The sequence below is a fragment of the Flavobacterium branchiophilum FL-15 genome (genome assembly GCF_000253275.1).
In the GTDB taxonomy this organism is placed as follows: Bacteria; Bacteroidota; Bacteroidia; order Flavobacteriales; family Flavobacteriaceae; genus Flavobacterium; species Flavobacterium branchiophilum.
In genome coordinates this window covers 2377309-2403399 of record NC_016001.1, presented here as the reverse complement: position 1 = coordinate 2403399, position 26091 = coordinate 2377309, and the positions used below count along the sequence as shown (strand labels likewise).

Genomic DNA, 26091 nt, shown 5'->3' with positions numbered 1-26091 from the left:
TGTAAATAAATAAAGATTAATATTTATGTTGGGCTACCTGATAATATCAATAGGCTACTTTATTTGATTTTTAATGCAAAGTTTTCCTTTTTTTTGCAAATTGTTATTAATTTTATTTCTTTTTAGGTTGCAATTTTTACCTTTGCCCAAAATTTAAAAAAATCATATCCAATGAGTGTAATAGAAAAAAAACTGAAGGACCGCAGTGGTGCAATTTGTGAAATTAGTGGTACAGAACATGATTTAGTCGTTTATACACTAGCACCTTATACGGCTGAAAGTTTAGAACATTCGGTATTAATAGCCCAAAATTTAAAAAATCAAATAGAAAATCCAGAAACTACCGACGAAAAAGATTGGCGAGGTTTATCAGAAAGCATGTGGAGTGAGCATTTACCTGTTCAAATTTTATCCTATCGGATGCTTGCTCGATTAAAAAATAATGATTTGCTTGAGATGATGTATTTGGAAGAAGAAGCCTTAAACTGGGCAAAAGCAACTGGCGAAGGCGAAGAGGAAGACGAAAACAAAGTTGTACATAAAGACAGTAATGGTGCTGTTTTGAAAGATGGCGACTCGGTAGTATTAATTAAAGATTTGGATGTAAAAGGAGCTACTTTTACTGCAAAAAGAGGCGCTGCTGTACATCATATCAAGTTGGTTTGGGACGATGCCAATTTAATCGAAGGAAGAGTAGAAAATCAAAATATTTATATTTTAACACAATATGTAAAGAAAACAAAATAATTGTATCTTTCTTAAAAAATAAAAAAGCCAAAATATATTGCTATATTTTGGCTTTTTTATTTATTAAAACAAGTATTAATTTACAATAATCCATTCTCCAGAGGACAATAAATTTTCGGCTTTTTTGTATTTCATAATTTCTGTTTTACCTGTTGCAACATGTTGAATGGTAACATTGTCGTTTCGATTTATTTTTGGTGCATCTCTTACAATGGTTTCTGTTACCTGACGTTGTTGGGTATTGGTTTCTTCAATAGGGGATTCAGATGTAACCTCTTTAGAAGCAATTTCTTCTCTGCTTGTTGTATAATTTACTTTTACAGGAGCAGTAGTTGGAGGTGGTGCAACTTGCAATTGCAATTGAGGCAAATCACCTTTCATCAAAAACGAAACTACTTCTTTATTTACGGTATTAAGCATATTACTAAACAATTTGAATGCTTCTAATTTATAAATAAGTAACGGATCTTTTTGTTCGTGCACTGCTAATTGAACGGATTGTTTAAGTTCGTCCATTTTTCTTAAATGTTTTTTCCAAGCTTCATCAACAATAGCAAGCGTAATATTTTTTTCAAAATCAGCAATCAAGTTACTCCCTTCAGACTCGTAAGACAATTTCAAATCGGTTACAATATTCAGTTCTCTAATGCCATCTGTAAATGGAATTACAATTCTTTCATATCTATTATTAATATCCTCAAAAACATTTTTTATGATTGGCATTGCCGCTTTGGCAGTTCTATCTATTTTTTCTTGATAATAAGTAGCAGTAGCTTTATATACCTTGGCCGTAATGTCATTTGCGTTCATTTTAGCAAACTCAGCTTCCGAAACTGGGCTTTCGATACCTAAATAGCGGTACAATTCAAACTCATAATTTTTATAATCATTTGCACCTTTATTGGTATTAACAATCAATTCACAAGTGTCATATTGCATATTGGCCAAATCCAGTTTCAATCGTTCGCCAAAAAGTGCATGACGACGACGTTTATAAACCACCTCACGTTGGGCATTCATCACATCGTCATATTCCAATAATCTTTTTCGTGTACCAAAATTGTTTTCTTCTACTTTCTTTTGAGCTCTTTCAATAGACTTAGTCATCATCGAATGTTGGATCACCTCGCCTTCTTTTAGTCCCATTCTGTCCATAACTTTGGCAACTCTTTCAGATCCAAATAAACGCATCAAATTGTCTTCCAAAGAAACATAAAATTGAGAACTTCCAGGGTCTCCTTGTCGGCCAGCTCTTCCTCGTAGTTGTCTATCTACTCGTCTGGAATCATGTCTTTCTGTACCAATAATTGCTAATCCGCCCGCCGCTTTTACTTCGGGTGTCAATTTGATATCGGTTCCTCTACCTGCCATATTGGTTGCAATAGTTACTACACCTGGTTTTCCTGCCTCTTCAACAATTTGAGCTTCTTGTTTGTGCATTTTAGCATTCAATACATTATGCGCTACACCTCTCATTTTCAACATACGACTCAACAATTCCGAAATTTCAACAGACGTTGTTCCAATCAAAACTGGACGACCAGCTTGACTCAATTGCGTTACATCTTCGATAACTGCGTTAAATTTTTCTCGTGTAGTTTTGTAAATATAATCTTCCTTGTCAATTCGGGATAATCCTCTGTTTGTTGGAATTTCCACAACGTCTAGCTTGTAAATTTCCCATAATTCCCCTGCCTCGGTAACAGCAGTACCAGTCATACCGCCCAGCTTACGGTACATTCTAAAATAATTCTGAAGGGTAATGGTTGCAAATGTTTGAGTCGCTGCTTCAATTTTTACATTTTCTTTGGCTTCTATAGCCTGATGCAAACCATCAGAATACCTACGGCCATCCATAATACGGCCCGTTTGTTCATCTACTATCAAAATTTTATGATCCATAATCACATATTCCACATCTTTTTCAAACAAGGTATAGGCTTTCAAAAGCTGTGTTAAGGTGTGAATACGTTCACTTTTAATAGAAAAATCCTGAAATAAATGCTCTTTTTCTTCAGATTCTTCTTCTTTACTTAAATTTAATTTTTCAATTCGAGCAATTTCTGTTCCAATATCTGGCAACACAAAAAAGTTTTCATCTTCAGACCCCGAGGACAAATATTTGAAACCATTTTCTGTTAGCTCAACTTGGTTATTTTTCTCTTCAATCACAAAATACAATGCTTCATCTACCTTTGGCATCTCGCGATTGTTATCTTGCATATATTGATTTTCTGTTTTTTGAAGCAATTGTTTGATCCCTTCTTCACTCAAAAATTTTATCAAAGCTTTGTTTTTTGGTAAAGATCTGTATGCTCTAAGTAATTGAAAACCACCATCTTTTGTGTTACCTTCTTTGATGAGCCTTTTGGCTTCTGTCAAAAATCCATTGGCCAATTGTCTTTGCAAATTATACAAACCTTCAATTTTAGGTTTCAATTCATTAAACTCATGTCTGTCGCCTTGTGGCACAGGACCAGAAATAATCAATGGTGTTCTAGCGTCATCAATTAAAACCGAATCTACTTCATCTACAATAGCAAAATTATGTTTTCTTTGAACCAAATCTTCTGGCGAATGGGCCATGTTGTCTCTCAAATAATCAAATCCAAATTCATTATTTGTTCCATAAGTAATGTCAGCTTCATAAGCTTTTCTTCGACCTTCGGAGTTTGGCTCATGATTGTCTATACAATCTACAGTCAAACCATGAAATTCAAACAAAGGAGCTTTCCAAGTGCTATCTCGTTTGGCCAAATAATCATTAACGGTTACCAAATGTACTCCATTGCCTGTAAGGGCATTCAAATAAAGTGGTAATGTAGCAACTAAAGTTTTTCCTTCTCCTGTTTGCATCTCGGCAACTTTTCCTTCATGCAAAACGATACCACCAATAAGTTGCACGTCATAATGCACCATATCCCAAGTTATTTCTTTTCCAGCGGCATTCCATGAATTAGCCCAGTTGGCTTGGTCGCCCACAATTGTAATATATGGTTTTGTAGCCGAAAGTGCTCTGTCTTTTGCGGTTGCACTAACGGTAACACTGGTGTTTTCTTTAAATCTTTTGGCGGTTTCTTTTAAAACTGCAAATGCTTCTGGTAATATTTCTGACAATGTTTTTTCAGATAATTCATAAGCTTCTTTTTCTAAAGCATCAATGGCCAAATACAAATCTTCTTTTTTATCAATGTCTTCCGTTTGTTCTACTTCAATTTGCAGGCTTGCAATTTTGGCATCTTTTTCGGCTCTTGCATTTTGAATTCTCGTTTTAAATTCTGTTGTTTTAGCTCTTAATTCATCATGAGACAAACTACTGAATGCCTCCTCCAATGCCTTGATTTTTTTTATATAAGGTTGTGTAGCTTTAACATCCTTTTGGGACTTATCGCCTACAAAAACTTTCAATATACTGTTTATGAAACTCATAATTTATTGTTTTACTTTTTGTTTTTATTTAGTTATTTTAACGAAAAAAAAAGCCTCTTTTGAGACTTTTCTTCTTTTATTCTATTAATATTCATCCTCGTTCCAAAGATAGTCTTCGTCTGTTGGATAATCTGGCCAAATCTCTTCCATCGATTCGTAAATTTCTCCTTCATCTTCAATAGATTGAAGGTTTTCTACAACTTCAAGTGGAGCTCCAGCTCTAATCGCATAGTCGATAAGCTCATCTTTGTTAGCAGGCCACGGTGCATCACTTAAATAAGATGCTAATTCTAAAGTCCAATACATCTTGTTAGATTTTAATTTGTGCAAAAATAATTTTTTTACCGAAAAAATCAAGTAAATTTACATTTATTTTTCAATTTTTTTTAAGAACATCACATTGTAAACCAAAATAGCGGCATCTTCTACCTTATTTTTCATAAAAATGATGTCTTTTTGGTTGCTTATAAACCAGATCAAACATCCATGTAATAATCATTTTCTAGGTATCCATTTTACCTCTTCGGCTTGCAAGTCAAAACTCAATTTCCGTGCCAATACAAACAAATAGTCAGATAGTCTGTTCAAATAAGCAATAGCAAGCGCAGACACCCCTTCAAAATGACTTAAATGTACCGCCAAACGTTCGGCTCTGCGACAAACACAACGTGCAATATGACAATATGACACTATAACATGTCCACCTGGCAATATAAAATGTGTCATTGGAGGCAATAAAGCATCCATTTGATCCATTTCTTGTTCCAAAAAAAGTATGTCACTTTCAATAATGCCTAATTTTTGCAATCTTGGCTCTCCATTTTTTTTAATTTCTTTTTCTGGAGGTGTTGCCAAAATGGCACCAACAGTAAACAACCGATCTTGAATTTCAATCAACACCTTTTGATATGCTTCGTTAATGTCTTGATCTCTTATCAATCCTATGTACGAATTGAGTTCATCTACTGTGCCATAGCTCTCTATCCTAGCATGGTCTTTGGGAACTCTAGTACCACCAAAAAGAGCAGTCGTTCCATTATCCCCTGTTTTTGTATATATTTTCATAACATTTTTAAATAACCATATTTTTTTTATGAAATCTTAAAATTAATTGATCCTTCATAAATACTTTCCAGCTACAAAATTAACTCAAAATAATGAATTGAATAGCTAATATTTTTTATTTAATTATTTTAAAATATTTAAAAATCGACAAAATTTATATTTTTTTTACTTTTTTAAAGTTATAATGTGTTAATTAAACGATAAATAACACTTATAAAATATTTTTAAAGAATTGGACAAAGAAAAATAAATACAATTTAGATTTGTATTTTATTCATCTATTAAATTTATAGCTTCAAATTATGGTTATTATTATTTTTTTTTGTAATTTTCGCACCTAAAAATAAATTATAAACATTTTTTGAAATGAAAAAATGTAGATTTTTAAATATTAAAATATTTATATCATGAAAAAAACATTATTAGTGCTGTCGTTAATCTTTTTTCAATCAGCTTTTTGCCAATTAATTGAAAAAGTCAATTCACCAATTAAGAATGAGAGCCTTGATTCAAATAAGCCGTATTTTATAATTTCTCCAAAGTCATTTTATGGAACTTTTAGTGTACAACTTAATTTAGAACAACTAGAAGAAATTAAAATTATAATAACTGACCTTAATAATAATACATTGATAGAAAAAAAATTAGGTAAACTTAAAAAATATTTCTCAAAAATGAGTATGGAAGATTTTGCTACGGGTAAGTATATTTTTTATGTTAAAAATGAGAAATCTGAGGTATTATTTCAAACAGAAATCGAAAATTTGCAAAATAATTAGTTATGAAAGTCAGATTTTACATAAACACAGTATTTTTTTTACTAACTAATCTATTATATAGTCAAGTTTCAGCTGATTGTTCAAATCCAATTCATATATGCTCCACTACTTCATCTGGTGGCAATGTTAATGGATTAGGGAATGATGATTTTAATGGTCATAGTGCTTCAGGTTGTTTAGGAAATGGTGGTGGTGGTGTATCTACGGTTGAGTCAAATTCAGCATGGTACACTTTTTCATTTACAGCTGGTGGACAATTTGGTTTTACAATTGATCCAAATATTAATACTGAAGATTGGGATTTTGCTTTGTATGGACCATTTTCGTCAGTTACAGGTAATTGTGGAGCTATTGCTAATGCTAGTTCTACTAATGGTATTGCTAGTTGCAATTACAGTGGATCAACAGTGGGTAATGGTAATACCGGTGTAGGTATAAACCCAGTAACTGGTAGTCAAACTACACCTTATCAGCCTTGGTTGAATGTAAGCGCTGGTCAGACTTACATGCTATTAATTAATAATTATTCTGCAACTAATCATGGTTTTACTTTATCTTTTCAAGGTTCAATATTTAATGCTCATCCAGATGCTTTAAATTGTGATGTTGAATGTCCTTTAACAATAGGTCCTGATATTCAACTTTGTCCAGGACAAACAACTACTTTGACTGCATCAATTTCAGGAGCTACAAGTTATAGCTGGTCATCTTCTATTGCTGGTCCAATTCTCGGAAATACTCAAAGTATAAACGTTTCAACAGAAGGAATTTATACTGTTTCAGTTATTAAGCCCGGGTGTATTATTAATCCCGCATCAATTCAAATTACAAACTACGTTACACCCTCATTAAATTTTTCTCCTCCACAAATTAACATATGTAGTCCTCAAAGTACGTTTAATTTAACTTCCAATAACAGTAATGTTTTGAATGGATTAAACCCATCAGATTTCGAAATAACATATCATTTAACTTCGTCTGATGCTATGTCAAATGCAAATCCAATTACAAATCCAACTAATTATACAGCCCCTAATAATACTACTATATATCTAAGTGTTGTAGATATTAATGGAGCAAATTGCACAAATGTTGTTCCAATGACATTGATTATCAACCCCCTTTCCGATGCCGTTGTAAGCGGTACGGCTACTGTAAACTTAAACAGCAGCAGTCCGTCGGTTACTTTTACGGGGAGTGGTGGCGTAGCTCCTTATACGTTTACCTATAATATTAATGGAGGCACAAGCCAACAAATAACCACTACTACTGGCAATAGCGTGTCCATAACTGTGCCTACCAATACTTTAGGGGTTTTCAATTACAACATAACAAGTGTTACCAGTGCCAATAACTGCCCTAAAGCGGTGAGTCAAACGGCTACAGTTACTGTTTTATCGTTGCCAACAGCTACTATTGCTGGCACAACAGCCACTTGTTTGAACGACGCATCACCTAATATTACTTTTACAGGTGCCAATGGCGTAGCTCCTTACACTTTTACATACAATATTAATGGAGGTGCCAATCAAACCGTTAGCACCACTATGGGCAATTCTGTAACAGTGGCTGCGCCTACAACTTCAGCAGGAACTTTTGCTTACAATTTGGTTTCTGTTGCCGATTCTGGAAGTCCATCTCAAAGCCAAACCCAATCTGGAACGGCCACTATAACGGTAAACAACCCTGTAAACGCAGGTACCGATGGCACTACCACAGTTTGTATTACAGATACCACCAGCATCAATTTGTTCAGCTTGATTACAGGCGAACAAACAGGCGGCGTTTGGACCAGAACCAGCGGCACGGGCGGTACTTTTACGGCTGCATCGGGTACTTTTGTTCCTACCAATGCTACCAATAGCACCTTTGTTTATACATTAACTGCCGCTTCACCTTGTGTTGATGATTCAAGTCAAGTTACTGTAAACATCAGTCCAGCATCCAATGCCGGCACCGATGGCAACACTACGGTTTGCGAAAACAGTACCACTGCTATCAATTTATTTGATTTGATTACAGGCGAACAATCGGGTGGCGTTTGGAGCAGAACCAGCGGCACGGGCGGTACTTTTACGGCTGCATCGGCAACTTTTGTTCCTACTAGTGCTACCAATAGCACCTTTACTTATACCATTACGGGTACTTCTCCATGTCCAGACGATTCCAGTTTGGCTACTGTAAATGTTAATGCGGTGGCCAATGCAGGTACCGATGGCAACACCACCATTTGTGTTGATGCTACTGCTGCTGTTAATTTATTCAGTTTGATTACAGGCGAGCAAACAGGCGGGGTTTGGACCAGAACCAGCGGGGTTGGTGGTACTTTCAATGCCACAACGGGTACTTTTACCTCTAGTTTGGGGGCTACAACAAGCCAATTCAAATATACAGTGGCCGGTAGCGCTCCTTGTTTAGACGATTTTAGTATGGCCACCATCAACATCAACGAAGTGCCCAATGCCGGTACAGACGGTACACTAACCATTTGCGAAACCAGCACCACTACCATCAACTTGGCAGACATTTTGTTGGGCGAACAATCAGGCGGGGTTTGGACAAGAACCTCTGGCACAGGTGGCACATTCAATGCTGCTGCCGGTACATTTGTGCCAGCGCCAGGGGCTTCGAGCAGTTTTACTTACACCGTTGCAGGTGTAGCTCCTTGTGTGGACGACACGGCTCTGGCCACGGTTACCATTTTATCGGCTCCAGCCTTTAACACACCCGTTGCCCTTCAGGTTTGCGACGACAATAACGACGGTGTTGCTTGTTTTACGCTAAGCAATGCTACACCACAAATTACCAACAACAACGCCTCTTTAACCGTTACTTACCACGTAACGCTAACCGATGCTCAAACAGGCGAGCAACCCTTGCCCAACACCTATTGCAACATTACCACGCCTTTTTCTCAAACCATATATGTACGAATATTCGATCCTTTAGCTCCTGCTTGTTTCTCTACAAGCTCCTTGCAACTGATTGTCAATCCGCGTCCGATTCCAAATGTGAATCTGACCGATTATGTGCTTTGCGACAACACCGCTCCTACAAACGATGGGATTGAAACCTTTGACATGCACGCCAAAGATGCTGAAATTGCCAATGGCCTTATTGGAACGGTTATCAAATATTACAGCTCCCTAGCCGATGCTCAAAACCAAACCAATGCTTTACCTAACTTTTATACCAATACCACTAGCCCCAACCAACAAATGGTTTATTTCAGAATACAATATCCTGGAACGGGTTGTTTTAGTATTGGCAATTTTAAATTAATTGTAAAACCATTACCCCTTGTACCTTCGAGCTTTACATCAATGACCCTTTGCGATGCTAACGCTCCGTTGGGATTTGAAAATTTTGACTTGGCCAGCCAAATTACCACCCTTTTGAATGGACAAACAGGCATGAATGTTACTTTTTATCCTAGTTTGCCAGATGCCAATGCCAATACCAATGCCATTTTGCCGGCCAACTGGAGCAGTTATACCAATGTATTGGCATATTCGCAAACCTTGGGTATAAAATTAACCAATGTCATTACAGGTTGTTCTAATATTAGCACTATGGATTTGATTGTCAATCCGTTGCCTATGCCTGTTGTACCGACAACACCTTTGGCCATTTGCGATACCAATCAAAATGGACAATACTTTTTTGATTTGACAACCCTTACGGCCAATATTTTGGCGGGTGCTATAAACGTTACTATAACTTACCACGAAACCTTGAGCGATGCCCAAACGGGATCTTATCCTATTGCCAATCCGCAACATTATGAAAACAGTGGGGCTTTGGTACAATTTATTTATGCCAGTGCCGTAAACCAATACGGTTGCAGAAAAGCCATTACGATAGAATTGAATGTCAATATTGCACCAATCGTTCCTGGTTCGGGAAGTATTGCCAACTTGACAAAATGCGATCAAACCGATAGCAACAACCAAGATGGTTTAACCTTGTTTGATTTGACCCAACAAACGGCAGGTTTATTAGCCTTGCAAACCAGTGCCGCTAGCAACTATACTGTTACTTATCATTTGACCCAAGCCGATGCCCTAACGGGAGCCAATCCAATTGTAAATGCAGCTGCTTATTACAACATAAGCAACCCGCAAACCATTTGGGCCAGCATCAAACGAAACAGCACCAATTGTAGAAACATTACCCGTTTTGATTTGATTGTCAATTTGCCTTTGGCTTTGACTATCCCTACGGCTTTGAGTGTTTGCGACACCGATGCCAATCCAAACGACCAGTTTTATACCTTTGATTTGACCCTTAAAAACAACGAAATTACCCAAGGTTTGACGGGCTATACCGTAACATATTATCCTAGTTACAGCAACCCGCAAACGGGAACACCTATTGCCAATCCAACGGCTTATACCAACACCACACCATTTGCTCAAACGCTGGGTGTAATGGTTACCAACAATGCTACTGGATGCAAAAGCTGGACCAAACTCGACATAAGAGTCTTGCCAATACCAACACCAAGAACAACGGGTATTCCTAGCCTTGGTACTCAATGTGCTTACAATTACACCGATCCCAACAACCCGTTGGATGTGCCATTGTCGGTTTTCAATTTGACGGTTAATGCTACTTATATTATGAATGGCGATCCGAACTTGATCTTGAGGTATTTCCGTTCTTATGCAGAGGCAACAGCCGTGCCTCCTGTAAACGAAATCCTGAACCCAACAGCCGCCGCCGTGGCTGGCGATGTGTGGATTCGTGTAGAAAATACCCGAACAGATTACCAAGGGCAACATTGTTTTGTGATGGTAAAACAAACACTAACGGTAAACCCAAGACCTATCGTGGCTACATTGCCTGTTTATAAAATTTGTGACGACAACAGCGATGGTTTGGCTCAGTTTGATTTGCAACCCAAAATAGCTTTATTATTAGGCACATCGCAGTTGCCCGCTAACTTTACCCTTACCTTTCATGCCTTGCAAACCGAGGCACAAAATGGAACTAATGCTTTGCCGTTGTTGTTTACCAACACTACGCCACACAGCCAAACCATTTATGTAAGAATCGTAAATAATGCCACGGGTTGTACCAACGAAATTGGCACCCTAACCCTTATTGTAGAAGACAGAGCCAGAGCCACTGGGCCTCAAAATTTTGCAACCTGCGACAACTATGGCGATCCTTATGACGGTATTGGCAAAGTTGATTTGACACAATTTGATGGTCTAATACTCAATGGCCAGGATCCTGCTACTTTTGTATTGTCCTATTTTACAAACCCTACCGACTTGGCCAATGACACCAACGCATTGACTTTGGTTCAGGCTCAAAATTACGTTACGCCTGCCCCAAGTAGTGCGGGTGTAAACCCTGTGTTGTCCACGATATATGTAAAAGTAACCAACACCAACAATATTTATTTGCCAAAATGTACAGATTTTACAACCATCAACATCAAAATAGAGCGTTATCCTAATCCTATCATCCAAACCAATAATGGCTACAACTACATTTGTGTGGATTATTTAACCAAAAAAGTAGTAAGACCCCTTACGCTAGACAGTCAGGTAACGGGCGATTATACCTATGTGTGGTATGTCAAGGAGGGAGCGGCCGTTCCGCAGGTAATACCTGGAGCTACGGGGGCTACATACACCATCGAAAACGGGGACATCTCTGTGAATGATGCCGTAAGAACATTTAGTGTCAAAGTTATTAGCAACAGTACTTTGGGCTGCACGACTACCTCTGTTGGTTTTGATGTATATCAATCAGGGCCAGCGGCTCCAATAGCTGGGGTGTCTTATACGATAACCAATGCTTTTGAGAGCAATCAAATTATAGAGGCCACCGTAGCGGGTTATGGAACTTACTTGTACAGCCTAGACGATGGGCCACAACAGGTGAGTCCTAAATTTGAAAATGTGAGCCTTGGCTCGCACACCCTTTGGGTATGGGACATTGAGGGAGGAAATCAAAGTTGTGATCCTTACACGATATTGGATGTAGAAACCATTGATTATCCGCACTTTTTTACACCAAATGGCGATGGATTTAATGATACATGGAATATTACGGGTTTAAAATCGCAACCTAACACAAAAATTTATATCTTTGACCGCAACGGAAAACTACTCAAACAATTGAGTGCTACCTCTGTAAATCAAAACGAAGGTTGGGACGGAACCCTAAACGGAGCACAACTCCCTTCCACAGATTACTGGTTTACAGTAGATTATATTGAAAAAACTTTAGCTAAACAATTTAAAGCCCATTTCTCACTTAAAAGGTAGTACTTTTTTTAAGTATGAAGTATTAAGTATTAAGTAATAAGTATTAAGTATGAAATGGCTAGCTTATTAGTGTTGTTTCAATAAATTATAAGTTAGTTTCAAGGTTTTTATAATGATGGATTCGTTATTTTTTCTGGGGGGTTCATTTCATGCCAAGGATAAGTAGATGACATACTTTGACTATAAGTAGGAAGTTTTAAATATTGCATTTGAGGTTGAAAACAACATTTTATGAAGAATGTTGTTTTCGACCTTTTTTTTTGCATGAGGGATAGAGCAAGGCACCATGTGCTCGTGATAGCCCGACGACAAAAAAAGGAAGCCCCGAATCAACAGTTTGGCTGATTGGGGGCTTTCTTTTTTTTTGGCGGCATGCCCTATAATAAATGCAATAAACAGAAAACGGTAGCAGGATTTTGACTAAATTATAGGTACATCTTTGTTCATTTTTTGTAAGGCCATAAAATAGAAAAGAGTTGGTATTTAAGTGTATTATTTTACAAATTTTTTTAAAAAGATAAATTTATTGATGAATCAAAAACTACAGTATTAATAAAGCTACCTTCAAACACTTGATGGGTTTGGTTAAAATTTTAATATCTAAACTACCAATCTCTTTTCAGGATTAATATAGCATTATTTTGAACCTAATAACAGTATTTCTTGAACGATAATCTCTGTTATATATTTTTTTTCTCCATTTTTATCGTCATAGCTTCTAGTGGTTAATTTGCCTTCGATGGCAATTTCCTTCCCTTTTTTGACAAATTGCTCGATCGTTTCTGCGATTTTGCCCCAAGCTACCACTCGATGCCACTCGGTGTTTGTTTTTCGTTCTCTTTTTTCGTTGATGAAAGTTTCGTTGGTTGCAATTGTTAGATTGGCTAACTTTTTTCCACCATCAAATGATTTGATTTCTGGGTCGTTTCCTACGTTTCCAATAAGTTGTACTCTGTTTCTTAAGTTGTTCATGGCTTTAAATTTTAATGTTGTTGTTATATATTATTTTTAAATGTCAATAATAAGATTTGTTGTTGATTGACGGTGCAAAAATGCTACTGTTTTTGGAGATAATATGGTTAATAAGTATTTATTTTCGGTTGTAAATAATTGTAACCGTTTGTAATTGGAAATAAATTCATATATTTGACTGATTTATAGAATTTTAATCAAAAAATTATTTTTATTAATAAAATTATATATATTTGAAAAATGAATAAGCAATGTCCAGAATGTGGTGAAAAAATAATTGGCCGAGAAGATAAAAAGTTTTGTAGTGATAGTTGTAGGAATGCTTTTAATAATAAAATTAATAAGGATACCACAAATTATATGCGAAATATTAATAATAAATTACGTAAAAATTACAGAATTTTAGTAGAATCAAACCCAGAGGGTAAAACGAAAATTAGCAAATCAAAATTGCTTAACTTGGGATTTGACTTTGACTATTTTACCACTATATTGAACACCAAAACAGGAAATAGCTATCGATTTGTATATGATCAGGGATATTTGATACTAGAAAACGATTATATCATGCTTGTTAAAAAAGATATTCATTAAAAGATTTAAAATTATACAAAAGATATTAATAAGTTATTAGTTAAAATAACTAAATAATTATAAAAAAAATACATGAGAAAATTACAAACGGTTTTTATATCTATAGTTGGTATATTTATTATTTTAGGTTGGATTTATTTTACAATGCTCCCTTCTATCACCTCAAAAAACGAAGCTCTTTCAGAATTTTCGACAACGAGAGCCTTGAAACACATAGAAAATATAGCTGAAAAACCACATTATGTGGGTTCTGAAAATCATGATGAAGTAGCAAACTATATATATACAGAGTTGCAAAAATTAGGTTTGAATCCAGCATTTGAAACGGGTTTTTCTCTTACAGAAAAAGGTACTTTAACACAAAGTAAGAATATTATTGCACAACTAAAAGGAACGACAAACCAAAAAGCTTTACTTTTATTAGCACATTATGATAGTGCCCCACATTCGTTTTCGCATGGAGCAAGTGATGATGCGTCGGGGGTGGCTACAATTTTAGAAGGTATAAGAGCATTTATACACAATCAAAAAAAACATACAAACGATATATACATACTAATTTCTGATGCAGAAGAATTGGGATTAAATGGTGCGGCATTATTTGTAGAAAAAAACCCATTGCTAAAAAAGGTAGGACTGGTGATTAATTTTGAGGCAAGAGGTACTTCTGGGCCAAGTTATATGCTGATGGAGGTAAATCAAGGTAATCAACAAATGGTAAAAGCCTTTACTGCATCCAATCCAAGTTATCCCGTTGCTAACTCCTTGATGTACAGCATTTATAAAATGTTGCCTAATGATACAGATTTGACGGTTTTTAGAGAACAAGGTGGGGTTCAGGGGTTTAATTTTGCCTTTATAGACGACCATTTTAATTACCACACCCAGCAAGATGATTTTTTTCATGTTAACGAAAAATCGATAACACACCAAGGCAGTTATTTGGTGCCTTTGTTGAATTATTTTTCTAATGCCCCCTTAGAAAATTTAGCGGCAACTACAGACGATGTTTATTTTAACACTCCTTTTGCTTTTATTAGTTACCCTTTTGAATGGGTAAAACCTATGGCTATTGCTACAATGGCCTTTTTTATACTTATAATATTTCTGGGTTTGTCTAAAAGATTACTTTATTTAGATGAAATTATAAAAGGTTTTTTATTTTATTTTGTTTGCCTACTTACATGTGGTTTGATTACCTATTTTGGTTGGAAATTCCTGTTGGAAATTTATTCTAATTATAAACAAATTCCGCAAGGATTTACTTATAATGGACATGATTATATGTTAAGTTTTATTTTGTTAAGTTTAAGTATATGCTTTTATGGTTACCATAAAAAATCTGTCGAAAAAAATTATATGAGTCTTTATATTGCTCCATTATTTATTTGGATTGTCATCAATTTAGGCATTGCATTTCAGTTGCAGGGAGCCGGCTTTTTAATCCTACCTGCCATTTCAGGGATTTTGATGCTTACTTATTTTGTTTTTACTCAGCGTACCAATCGATTTTTTAATATACTAGTAAGCATTCCTACCTTAATTATATTAGCTCCATTTGTATATATGTTTCCTGTTGGACTAGGACTTAAAATGTTGTATGTCAGTGTAATACTTGTGGTTTTTATATTTGGATTGATGTTGCCTATTTTTCATAACACAAAACATAAGGGGATATTGTCTGGTATATTGTTGGTGTTTTCGATCGTGTTTGGTATTCAGGCACATGTTAACGCAGATTTTGCTTATGGCATTGCAAAACCCAATAGTTTGTTATACATATTTGATGCGGATCATAATAAAGCATATTATACTACTTATGACCAAAATTTAGATGACTGGACACAAAAATATTTAGGCAAAAACCCAAAAATAGCTACAGAATTCAATCATTTACCTTTGTATAGCAAATATAATTCTGATTTTACGTATATTAAAGAAGCTACAAAAATAAATCTTAGCAAACCTAGCATAGCGTTTGTACAAGATAGTATCGTTGGCAAAAACAGGTTCTTAAAAATAAGAATTACTCCTAATAGATTGGTTAATAGATACGATATTTTTGCAAACGAAGAATTGGAATTTCATCACTTAATGGCCAATGGGGTTCTATTGAATGGCACAACGAAGGGTATTTATCCAAGACATGGAAAAAAAATCATTTCTTATTATGTTGTACATCAAATTCCGCTAGAGCTACAATTTAGTATCCAAGCCTCGAAAGTTTTGGATATGGATTTAATGGAAAGTTCGTTTGATTTGATGCAAAATAAAGACTTACATATCGATAAAAGACCTACCAACTCTATGCCTTTGCCCTTTGTACTTAATGATGCAGTGGTAATTAAACAAAAAATAAGCCAAAATATTGGTTATACAAAACCCGATCCAATACAAAAAAATCAATATAAAAAGAAAAAAATAGCTATTGATAGTACGAAAACAACTACTCCAACAACACCATAAATTATTTTAAATAAATAGATTTATAGATGGTTATAAAATTACTTTATAATGTTCAACTGTTGGAAAAGGTTCGTAATAATGGTGTAACAATTGTTTCCAATGTTGGTATGCATCAGAATTTCTAAATCCAATGGTGTGGTCTTCAAGTTGGTTCCATTCAACAAGTAATATATACTGACATTCTTTTTCTAAACATTTTAATAAAGTATGTTTGATATAACCATTGATGCTGCTTATATATTGTCCTGCTGTGTTAAAATCATGTTCAAATTGAACTTCTTGTCCGTATTTGACATGTAGTTGAGCTACTTCTACTATCATATTTTTTTAATTAATTTGTTAAATATTAAGTTTTATAATATTATTGATTGAGATTTATTTGAATTTGATGCTAAAAATAGTATAAATTTTTGATTATACCAAATATACCTATAAAATAGTCCAATCTATTGGTTCTTTTTTGCTAAAATGAATCAAAAAAAATTGTTCCGTAGTCCAGCTATGCAACGTTTTTTTTTGAAAATTTTTTTCTAAAAAACAACTACGCATCTTTGGACTATTTTATAAATATATTTGGTATAACCTAAACACAAAACCCGAGTCCCAACAACCTCAACACCAAAACAAAATCCGTGTTTGCAAGCATCCGTAAAATCCGTGTCTCAAAAAACAGCTGGCAAATTTGAAAAATACATCTTACTAATACATCATACAACAAATATTATCGCAAAATATATAGTCATTGATGTAAAATGCCATATAAAATATCATTAAATGCCATATAAAATATTGTCAAATGCCATATAAAATATCGTTAAATGCCATATAAAATATCGTTAAATGCCATATAAAATATTGTAAAATGCCATATAAAATATTGTTAAATGCCATATAAAATATTGTTAAATGCCATATAAAATATCGTTAAATGCCATATAAAATATTGTTAAATGCCATATAAAATATTGTTAAATGCCATATAAAATATGGTTAAATGCCATATAAAATACCGTTAAATACAATATAAAATACCGTTAAATGCAATATAAAATATTGTAAAATGCCATATAAAATACTGTTAAATGCCATATAAAATATTGTATAATCCACTATTTTATATACATTTGCATCTATAAACTAAAATAATACGATACACATAGGCAATTTATTAGTGGCTTATTTTGAACAAAAACGCACCAGACGAGCTGCTCTTGCTCGAAAAATGCAGGTACAATTGGCTACTGTCTTGAGTTTTGAAAAAAAACAATCCCTACAAACCGCAAGGCTCTATGAACTTTGCACCCACTTGCAACACAACTTTTTTATGGACATAGCCCAAACCCTGCCCGCAACATTTACCACAAACAAAGACATTTTTGAAGAAAAAGACCAAGAAATAGCGAGACTCAAAAAAGAAGTTGAAAAACTAACTATCGAAAGAGATGTATTGCTGAAAATAAAAACATAAGAAAAATTCAATGGCAAAAAATCAAAAAAAGTTTTAACTTTGACAACTTCTTGAAAATATCAAAATAATGGCAAAAACACAAACATTCGACCAAGAACTTCGCAGCTTACAAAAATATATTGAAAGTAATGAAAACGAAGATGCAAAAAGACAACTCTTATACCCATTGTTTACAAAACTTTTTAAAGACAAGTTTTCCATTGAATCAGGAAAAAACACACATGGAGCAGACGGATATGTTGAAGGTCAAATTATTATAGAAGCCAAAACAAACTATACACAATGGCTTGATGGCTTTTATCAGGCACTTCATTATAAAAAGAAATTTGGCTTGTCTTATAATTCTATCATGGTAATTGCCCATGAATTTTGTGCCATTTGGAAAATAAAAAATCTCCCAGAATTTGCTGTTGTAATATCAAATACTGCCGATGCAAACATGGCACCAAGCACTATTGGAAAAGAAAATGCTCGAAAAACAGCAAAGCCAAATATACTTTTGATTAAAGAAGCAGCTCAATATTGGCTTGACCCAAAAGATTTAAAAGGCGAATTATTTCAAGGTAAAAAAAGTTTGATTACAGAAACTTATGAAATTTTAAAAGTTTTAACGCATTTAGATTCGGAAAGAATTCAAGTGAATAAACACAATTTTATTCATGCAATTGAACGATTAAAATTATTTTTTGAAACGCCAATAGAGGCGGTACATGCGTTTTATTCTATTATTCCCTATTGGGATATTACTTCGTCTGTTGCCGAAAACGAAATATCTGAAACTATTAGAATTATTGGCTTTTCAGGCAAAAAGTTTTCTGACGATATAAAAATTATACCTAAATATAAAAAAGAGTTTACTAAATTTATTGAAACGCAATATATTTTTACCAATGAAGGCAGTGGCTTAACCGTTGATTATTACTTTTCTCGTTTTGATGAAGTATTGGCAGTGATAGATCCAGAATATGTAAAACAACACGGTATCTTTTTTACAGACGACAACTTGAGTAAGTTTGCCCTATGGTTTGCCAAAAATGAAGTATTTGAAAGCATACACGAAAATTATGTAGTTTTTGACCCTGCTGGTGGTTCGGGCAACTTAATTAGCAGTTATAAAGGTAAATTAAAGCACAAAATAATATCGGAACTGCAACCCGATTTATTGAAAATTATTGAAAAACGGATGAAAGCCGACCCTTGGCATATTGAAACAGGCTTTACGATTGTGCCAAAAACTAGCACCAACCAAGGATTGAATTTTATTGAGAAAAATGGTGTAGATTATTATAAAATATTAGAAGATGCTGTATTGGAAAGTACTAAAAAACCACTAGACAAACCATTGGCTTTTTTACTAAATCCGCCGTATAAAAATACTAAAGAAAATGTTGTCACTCGTGAGGAAAAAGATGCAAATTATTTGATTCATCAATCAATTATTGATATTGCAGGAGAAGATGCCTCAATTGAAAGGTACTTAGCTTTTTTAGGGCAGATTATTAATATTTCTCTTGCTCAACAAATTAAAACGAATGGAAAACAATTAGTATTAATTTTCACACCAACATCTTGGTTAATTCCGAGACCAGCTTTTGTTAATTTTAGAAAAACATGGGATAAACATTTTAAATATATAAACGGATTTATTGTAACAAGTAATGAGTTTTTTAAATTGGATGGAAAATGGCCACTTGCTTTTACTATTTGGGAATATAATTATAAAGAAGAAAGTAATGCAAACAAAATAAATATATTTGATTTTACAGGATTTAAAAAATCCGATTTGGCTTTTAATTGGAATATTAATGATGAAGAACTCTCAAATCAAATAAATATTCTAATTGCTAATTCAACGAAAATTCCATTCAATAAGAATTTAAAAAGTATTAGAGATGAATACGATTTAAAACTTTATGATTTTATTAGAACACCAACAGGTTCGGAATTAAAGAGTAATGGTGTTATTGGTGGTTTACCATTAAAAGATGATAGACGTGGTAATAAAAAGACATATGGAATTCCTAATTCTATCATAATTGGGTTTATGGATAATTTAACTCCTGTAAGAATTAGAAGTAGAGGTAATATCGATAGGTTTTCAGAAAATAATTTAAAAAGTGTATGGTTCAGATTAGATACATCAATAAAAGATATAAATAAGTCAAATATTAAGAGTGGTGCAACAGATAATAGAAGTTATTGTGCATTTGATTTATTCAGTTCCCAAGGAACTTTCACATGGTTCGCAATTTCTAAATGTTTGGTTGGAAAATATCCAACTTGGGCAAATCAATATGATTTATGGCAACCCAATATTTCAGACCATTTAAAAGAAGATTGGTTTGCGTTGTGTTATGCTTTTGGCTTAGCAGAAAACCGTTGTGTGGTTACCAAGTTTGAAAAAGACAACCCTGTTGAGGGTGCACCAGAAGTTTGGGTAGATAACCCCATGAGTCCAAACAATCAAGAGAGTTTTTATAGAACTATTTTGCAAAAAGAAATCAAAAAATCTACTCCCTCTCCTTCGGGAAGGGCTGGGGTGGGGGTAGATTTAGCAACAACTATTGAAGCATTTTATCAATATTGGAATTTGAATTATACCAAGGGGCAAATACTAGAAAATGTAGGGTTGCATGAAGAAGCCTATTTTACATATTTTGATTATCCAGATTTTGTAACCAAAGACAGTGGTTTAATTCAAATTAAAAAATATGCCGATGTAAATGATTGTTCCGATTTATTAGAAAAAATAACAACAATTTCAGAAAAAACTAAATTAGTAAAAGAAGAAATCTACAAGATGTTGGTTGAAGATTTTAAATATTTTGAATAAAAAATAATAGGCACAAAAGAAAAAAATTATAATAAAACCCTTATATCTGCCATTCAAAAATAGATTATAAAAGTTGCAGTTAGGTTTGCTGATAGAAAAATAGGAGTAGAAAAAAAGGAGTAGAAAAAAAGCTAAAAAAAATTTTGGAATTAAAAAAAATAATATATTTGTGAGAAGTAAATATAAAAAAAAATTACAACGTATTAAAACACAATCTTTATGAGTAATTTATCAGAAAACAGGTTAAATGTAATTTTAGCCGTAGCAGATGTAGCGGCTATAAATGCTAGTATTGCAACTATTTTATCAAAAGTGCCCGCCAACACCACCCTCACAGACGAGCAACGACTGAGCTATAATGCCATTAATGTTGCCAACAAGGTTTTTTCAGACGACTGTCTTGCAGAGGCTCAATCCAACGGAGCAGGCATATTGCCTGGCTTTATAAATCTAGTAAACTTACAAAACGACCTAACTGTTTTTAATCAGCTAGATGCCATTTCGAGTGCTTTGAGCAATGCTATTCAGCGTATTGAAGATGCAAAACGTATTGCAGGACATGAAGCTTATGCACAAGCCACCAATGTTTATAATAGTTTTAAACAGGCACACGAAAGTGGTATTCCAAATGCTACAACAAGTTTTAATAAACTAAAAGTTCGTTTTGAGGCTCAAGGCAATGTTGGCAAAAAAGGAAACGACCAAGTATAAAAAAACTATTTTTTCATTCATAAAAAAAACTGTTCTACACATATAGAACAGTTTTTTTTATGAATATTATCAATGGCATTAAATCATAGACATGAGCTCCAGGGCTTTTTGGATTGATTTTACTTGATCAAATGTAAGTAAAAGCCGCAGTCCGTTTGGAGTTTGTTTTTCTTTCATACTTGCTAATTTTTGGTTTTTTTGTACAAACTGTAATATAGTTGTAAATGTTGTAGAACTATAATAACTACTTTGTTGATCGGACACAAAATAACAAATCATTTTACCTTGTTTCATAACCAGTTTTTCGATGCCTAGTTGTGTGGCAATCCATTTTATTTTGATGCTGTTGAGCAACGATACTGCCTGTTTGGGCAAAGGACCAAAGCGGTCTATGAGTTTTTGTTGGTAATTTTCAAGGGTCAAATCGTCTTTTATAAGGCTCAATTCGTTGTATAAATTAAGTCGTTCGGATATGTTATTGATGTAGTCATCTGGAAACAAAAGCTCAAAATCGGTATCCAAATGCAAATCTTTAACATACACTTTTTCGGGTTTGTCTTCGTTTTCATACAGGTCTTTAAATTCATTTTCTTTGAGTTCCTCTATGGCTTCATTCATGATTTTTTGATACGTATCAAAACCAATTTCATTGATAAAACCACTTTGTTCGCCGCCTAACAAATCGCCTGCACCTCTTATTTCGAGGTCTTTCATTGCGATGTTAAACCCACTTCCAAGTTCAGAAAATTGTTCTAAAGCTTGTATCCTCTTTCGGGCTTCGTCTGTCATGGCCGAATAGGGTGGACAAATAAAATAGCAAAAAGCTTTTTTATTGCTTCGTCCAACTCGTCCTCTCATTTGATGCAAATCGGATAGTCCAAAATGATGGGCATTATTGATAAAAATGGTATTGGCATTGGGTACATCGAGGCCACTTTCTATGATAGTTGTGGCCACCAACACATCAAAATCACCGTTCATAAAGGCCAGCATGAGTTCTTCGAGTTTGCTTCCGTCCATTTGGCCGTGGCCAATGCCCACTTTTGCATCAGGCACAAGGCGTTGAATCATGCCTGCTACTTCTTTGATGTTTTCTATTCTATTATTGATAAAATAAACCTGTCCGTTGCGTTGTATTTCAAAACTAATGGCATCACGAATGGTTTCTTCAGAAAACCCAACTACTTGTGATTCAATCGGATACCTGTTTGGCGGTGGTGTGCTGATAACAGACAAATCACGGGCAGCCATCAACGAAAACTGAAGCGTTCTTGGGATAGGGGTAGCCGTAAGTGTTAGGGTATCCACGTTGGCCGCTATGGTTTTAAGTTTGTCCTTAACGTTTACTCCAAATTTTTGTTCTTCGTCCACTATAAGTAAACCCAAATCTTTGAAAACTACATTTTTATTAACGAGCTGATGGGTACCAATAACGATGTCTAACTTGCCTTCTGCTAGTTGTTTGAGGGTTTCGGCTTTTTGTTTGGCAGTTCTAAATCGGTTTAAATAGCCGACAGATACAGGCATGTCTTTGAGCCTTTCCGAAAAAGTACGGTAATGCTGATAGGCCAAAATGGTTGTTGGCACGAGTACAGCCACTTGTTTGGAATTGTCCACAGCCTTAAAAGCGGCTCTAATGGCTACTTCGGTTTTGCCAAAACCCACATCGCCACACACAAGCCTGTCCATGGGGCTATCGCTTTCCATGTCGGCCTTTATCTCTTGTGTCGATTTGAGTTGGTCTGGAGTATCTTCATATATAAACGAACTTTCGAGCTCGGCTTGCAAGTAGCTGTCTGGAGCACACTGAAAACCTTTGTCCAATCGGCGTTTGGCATACAGTTGTATCAAATTGAACGCAATATGTTTTACCCGTGCTTTGGTTTTTTGTTTTAAAAGTTTCCAAGCATTTGACCCTAGTTTATAAATTTTTGGAGGCGAACCATCTTTGCCATTGAATTTCGAAATTTTATGCAACGAATGAATACTTACATATACAATATCATTGTCGGCATATACCAGTTTGATGGCTTCTTGGGTTTTGCCCTCGACTTGTATTTTTTGAAGACCTCCAAATTTTCCAATGCCATGATCGATATGGGTAACATAATCGCCCACGGCAAGTGTTGTCAATTCTTTGAGGGTAATGGTTTGTTTTTTGGCATAACCATTTTTGATGTTAAATTTATGATAACGTTCAAATATTTGATGGTCGGTATAACAAGCTATTTGATGTTCTAAGTCAATGAATCCCTGATAGATAGGCAAAGTAATACACGAATATTGTTTGCGAATATGTTCGGAGTTCACCTCGTCTAACGATGTAAAAATATCGTGAAAACGTTTGGCTTGAGCCTCATTGGCACAAAACAAATAATTGTGAATGCCGTTGGTTTGATTGTCATTCAAGTTTTGCAACAACAATTCAAATTGTTTATTGAAAGAAGGTTGTGGTTGTATATGAAATTCAATCGTTTTGGTGGTACGATATACGGCTTTTGAAGCCATTTCTACTACTGAAAAAGCTTTACTTTTTTGAACGAATTGTTCTTGATTGATGAATAATTCTATTGGTGAAAGCCTTTTGATGCCTCCGTCTAAACGGTCAAATATTTGAATGGCACGGTCAAAATATTGATCCAATGCACTCAAAAGCATTTCTGTATTTTGAATAAAAATAACCGTTTGCGGATGGATATAGTCTAAAAAACTTTCTCTATTTTGTTGAAAAACTTTGTTTTCTACATTGGGAATAATCGAAATTTGTTGTTGTTTTTCGACAGACAATTGGGTTTCTACATCAAAAGTTCGGATAGAATCGACTTCGTTTCCAAAAAATTCGATGCGATAAGGAAAATCATTAGAAAACGAAAACACATCTACAATACCGCCCCTTACAGAAAATTCGCCAGGTTCTGTAATAAAATCTACCCGTTTAAATTCATATTCAAATAGCATTTCGTTTACAAAATCGATCGAAATTTTGTCGCCAATTTGTACTTTCAACGTGTTTTTATCCAAATCTTTTTTGGTAACTACTTTTTCAAAAAGTGCTTCAGGATAGGTAACAATTACCTTTTTTTTAGCAACTCCATTAATGGCATTCAGCACCTCTGCCCGCAACAGCACATTGGCATTGTCTGTTTGTTCCATTTGGTAAGGTCGTTTGTAGGAAGCAGGATAAAACAAAACCTCTTGATCGTTTATCAAATGTTCTAAATCATTTAAAAAATAAGCGGCTTCTTCTTTATCGTTTAAAATTACCAAAAAAGGATTACTTTGTTGTTTGTAAAGGGCTTCCAATACAAATGATGCCGACGACCCGATAAGCCCTTTAAGATGCAGTTTGGCATTTGCAATTTGCAAACTCGAAACAATTTGTTTGACTTTTGGCGCTTGCTCTAGGATATTTAAAAATTTTTTGCTCAATGTTTTTTGATTAAAGTGTCCGACGAAAGGGTAGGTACGGCTCTGGAAGGGTCCAACATTTTGATCAAATCGCCTTCGCCAGCCTCTGCCTGAATTTTGGTTTTGATTTCAATTTCGTCCATTTGATCCTGTAAGGCAATAGATTGTTTATTGATTTCGGCAATAATGGCAACTACTTTTTTATCGGGAATTGGGTTCAAATGAATGTACAAATCCAACGAATTGATGACCGTAATTAGCACCATAATCCGACTTTTGATGGCCGTTGTAGCCCATTTTTCGGGAATGTTTTGGTTCAAATCGGCTGATTTTTTTGATAAATTTTTGGCTTTTTGCTGAAAAGCTCCAATCGTACTTTTGGGTTTTTGTTCCAATTCGTTTAAAAAAATCCGCCATTCGGTCCAAGTATTGGTCAAATTTCTCGAAGTCAAATTATTTTGTTGTTTTTCAAAAAACCAAGCCTTGTTGATGTTTTTAAAAATCACTTCATTGCGTTGGGCTGCTTTTTCCTTTTCTATAATTAGGGTTTCATTGTTGTTTTGGCACGAAAAAAAAACCGTAGTAAGCAGCAAGCCCGTCCAAATATATTGTCGCATCATTTTTTTTGAATTAATGATGCAAAAGTAATCAGAAATTAAAAAAAGTAGCGTTTTTTGAGCTTAAAATATTTGTTAAATCAAACAAAAATAATTTGAAAGTTGTTAATCTTACTTTTTTATACAACCTAAATAAAATGATACTAAAATTATATTTTAGTTTTAAATATTTTAAAATCTTTATTTTAGAATTAATATCAACCAACATTTCAAGAATGCAATATATATATTATTGTAAATTATACATATTAAGATAGCTGTTTAACTTGTAGCTGAATTAATTGAAACTAATTTAGAATATTTATTACAATTTATTTTGTGTTTATTTATTAATTCATTATTTTTGTCTTTAAATAATTAAAAACGCTCTTACTTTACTACAAAATGTAAAGTAATGCTTTATTCTTGTCAATTAGAAAACTGGTAATTTTCTTAGGATTGAACACAAGAATGGACTTTGCCCATGCTTTGCGTGGGCTTTGTTTATTCGTGTTCAAGGCCCTTACCAGCACCTCTATTGACGATAAACGAAGTACCACGCATTTTTTTTTACATCCATTTTAGTTGCTTTTGGAATAAATATGGTTTTATTATAATTTATAATTAAAAATCAACAAGTACATTTTGAATATAATAAATTACAGCTTTTACAGTTATATAATACATAAAATTATTTAATTAGTATAATAATATTAAAAAATTTTTAGTTTTAAACGCT

General features: G+C 34.3%; 15 protein-coding genes. 8 read left to right on the top strand and 7 right to left on the bottom strand.

From position 1 onward, the window contains the following. Positions 1 to 171 precede the first annotated feature (171 nt). A complete protein-coding gene (locus FBFL15_RS10345; RefSeq protein ID WP_014084539.1) occupies positions 172 to 747 on the top strand; it encodes a PhnA domain-containing protein in 576 nt (191 codons plus the stop codon). 75 nt (positions 748 to 822) lie between these two features. On the opposite strand, the gene secA is transcribed toward FBFL15_RS10345, so the two are convergent. From secA to FBFL15_RS10330, 3 genes are all read right to left on the bottom strand, one after another. Then, on the bottom strand, positions 823 to 4176 hold the full coding sequence (gene secA, locus FBFL15_RS10340) for a preprotein translocase subunit SecA (RefSeq protein WP_014084538.1): 3354 nt from the start codon (positions 4174 to 4176) through the stop codon (positions 823 to 825). An 84-nt stretch (positions 4177 to 4260) separates the two neighbouring features. Then, the gene (locus FBFL15_RS10335) at positions 4261 to 4482 is read right to left on the bottom strand and encodes a DUF2795 domain-containing protein (RefSeq protein WP_007138072.1); all 222 of its coding nucleotides are present in this window, start codon (positions 4480 to 4482) and stop codon (positions 4261 to 4263) included. A 189-nt stretch (positions 4483 to 4671) separates the two neighbouring features. After that, positions 4672 to 5241, bottom strand: coding sequence for a cob(I)yrinic acid a,c-diamide adenosyltransferase (locus FBFL15_RS10330; RefSeq protein WP_014084537.1), 570 nt, complete (start codon positions 5239 to 5241; stop codon positions 4672 to 4674). Between the two features lie 407 nt (positions 5242 to 5648). Between FBFL15_RS10330 and FBFL15_RS10325 the strand changes: the two genes are divergently transcribed. Further along, a complete protein-coding gene (locus FBFL15_RS10325; protein WP_014084536.1) occupies positions 5649 to 6020 on the top strand; it encodes a hypothetical protein in 372 nt (123 codons plus the stop codon). 2 nt (positions 6021 to 6022) lie between these two features. Further along, a complete protein-coding gene (locus FBFL15_RS10320; protein WP_014084535.1) occupies positions 6023 to 12304 on the top strand; it encodes a T9SS type B sorting domain-containing protein in 6282 nt (2093 codons plus the stop codon). Positions 12305 to 12940: 636 nt separating this feature from the next. On the opposite strand, the gene FBFL15_RS10315 is transcribed toward FBFL15_RS10320, so the two are convergent. Next, positions 12941 to 13276 (bottom strand): single-stranded DNA-binding protein, encoded by a 336-nt coding sequence (locus tag FBFL15_RS10315; protein ID WP_014084534.1) that lies wholly within the window; start codon positions 13274 to 13276, stop codon positions 12941 to 12943. 240 nt (positions 13277 to 13516) lie between these two features. Here FBFL15_RS10315 and FBFL15_RS10310 point away from each other — a divergent pair, with 240 nt between their 5' ends. Both FBFL15_RS10310 and FBFL15_RS10305 read left to right on the top strand, forming a co-directional pair. After that, entirely contained in the window at positions 13517 to 13870 is a 354-nt protein-coding gene (locus tag FBFL15_RS10310; protein WP_014084533.1) for a DNA gyrase inhibitor YacG, read from the top strand. 72 nt (positions 13871 to 13942) lie between these two features. Further along, complete coding sequence (locus tag FBFL15_RS10305; protein ID WP_014084532.1) at positions 13943 to 16336, top strand: M28 family peptidase; 2394 nt, start codon at positions 13943 to 13945, stop codon at positions 16334 to 16336. Between the two features lie 30 nt (positions 16337 to 16366). Here the strand turns inward: FBFL15_RS10305 and FBFL15_RS10300 are convergent, their stop codons facing one another. Next, entirely contained in the window at positions 16367 to 16657 is a 291-nt protein-coding gene (locus tag FBFL15_RS10300; protein ID WP_014084531.1) for an antibiotic biosynthesis monooxygenase family protein, read from the bottom strand. 850 nt (positions 16658 to 17507) lie between these two features. Between FBFL15_RS10300 and FBFL15_RS10295 the strand changes: the two genes are divergently transcribed. The 3 genes from FBFL15_RS10295 (at position 17508) to FBFL15_RS10285 (ending at position 21348) form a co-directional block, all read left to right on the top strand. Next, complete coding sequence (locus tag FBFL15_RS10295) at positions 17508 to 17804, top strand: hypothetical protein (protein WP_014084530.1); 297 nt, start codon at positions 17508 to 17510, stop codon at positions 17802 to 17804. Positions 17805 to 17871: 67 nt separating this feature from the next. Beyond that, positions 17872 to 20637, top strand: coding sequence for a hypothetical protein (locus FBFL15_RS10290; RefSeq protein ID WP_014084529.1), 2766 nt, complete (start codon positions 17872 to 17874; stop codon positions 20635 to 20637). 219 nt (positions 20638 to 20856) lie between these two features. Beyond that, complete coding sequence (locus FBFL15_RS10285; RefSeq protein ID WP_014084528.1) at positions 20857 to 21348, top strand: hypothetical protein; 492 nt, start codon at positions 20857 to 20859, stop codon at positions 21346 to 21348. A gap of 78 nt (positions 21349 to 21426) precedes the next feature. On the opposite strand, the gene mfd is transcribed toward FBFL15_RS10285, so the two are convergent. Together mfd and FBFL15_RS10275 are read right to left on the bottom strand one after the other, a co-directional pair. Next, the gene (gene mfd, locus FBFL15_RS10280) at positions 21427 to 24756 is read right to left on the bottom strand and encodes a transcription-repair coupling factor (RefSeq protein WP_044032539.1); all 3330 of its coding nucleotides are present in this window, start codon (positions 24754 to 24756) and stop codon (positions 21427 to 21429) included. Positions 24757 to 24773: 17 nt separating this feature from the next. Continuing rightward, positions 24774 to 25376 (bottom strand): hypothetical protein, encoded by a 603-nt coding sequence (locus FBFL15_RS10275; RefSeq protein WP_014084526.1) that lies wholly within the window; start codon positions 25374 to 25376, stop codon positions 24774 to 24776. Positions 25377 to 26091: the final 715 nt, after the last annotated feature.

Excerpts from the sequence above, each read along its gene's own strand:
- secA (WP_014084538.1), bottom strand. The coding sequence starts at position 4,176 with ATGAGTTTCATAAACAGTATATTGAAAGTTTTTGTAGGCGATAAGTCC.
- FBFL15_RS10305 (WP_014084532.1), top strand. The coding sequence starts at position 13,943 with ATGAGAAAATTACAAACGGTTTTTATATCTATAGTTGGTATATTTATT.
- FBFL15_RS10290 (WP_014084529.1), top strand. The coding sequence starts at position 17,872 with ATGGCAAAAACACAAACATTCGACCAAGAACTTCGCAGCTTACAAAAA.
- FBFL15_RS10300 (WP_014084531.1), bottom strand. The coding sequence starts at position 16,657 with ATGATAGTAGAAGTAGCTCAACTACATGTCAAATACGGACAAGAAGTT.
- FBFL15_RS10320 (WP_014084535.1), top strand. The coding sequence starts at position 6,023 with ATGAAAGTCAGATTTTACATAAACACAGTATTTTTTTTACTAACTAAT.
- FBFL15_RS10275 (WP_014084526.1), bottom strand. The coding sequence starts at position 25,376 with ATGATGCGACAATATATTTGGACGGGCTTGCTGCTTACTACGGTTTTT.
- FBFL15_RS10325 (WP_014084536.1), top strand. The coding sequence starts at position 5,649 with ATGAAAAAAACATTATTAGTGCTGTCGTTAATCTTTTTTCAATCAGCT.
- FBFL15_RS10330 (WP_014084537.1), bottom strand. The coding sequence starts at position 5,241 with ATGAAAATATATACAAAAACAGGGGATAATGGAACGACTGCTCTTTTT.
- FBFL15_RS10335 (WP_007138072.1), bottom strand. The coding sequence starts at position 4,482 with ATGTATTGGACTTTAGAATTAGCATCTTATTTAAGTGATGCACCGTGG.
- FBFL15_RS10345 (WP_014084539.1), top strand. The coding sequence starts at position 172 with ATGAGTGTAATAGAAAAAAAACTGAAGGACCGCAGTGGTGCAATTTGT.
- FBFL15_RS10310 (WP_014084533.1), top strand. The coding sequence starts at position 13,517 with ATGAATAAGCAATGTCCAGAATGTGGTGAAAAAATAATTGGCCGAGAA.
- FBFL15_RS10285 (WP_014084528.1), top strand. The coding sequence starts at position 20,857 with ATGAGTAATTTATCAGAAAACAGGTTAAATGTAATTTTAGCCGTAGCA.
- FBFL15_RS10315 (WP_014084534.1), bottom strand. The coding sequence starts at position 13,276 with ATGAACAACTTAAGAAACAGAGTACAACTTATTGGAAACGTAGGAAAC.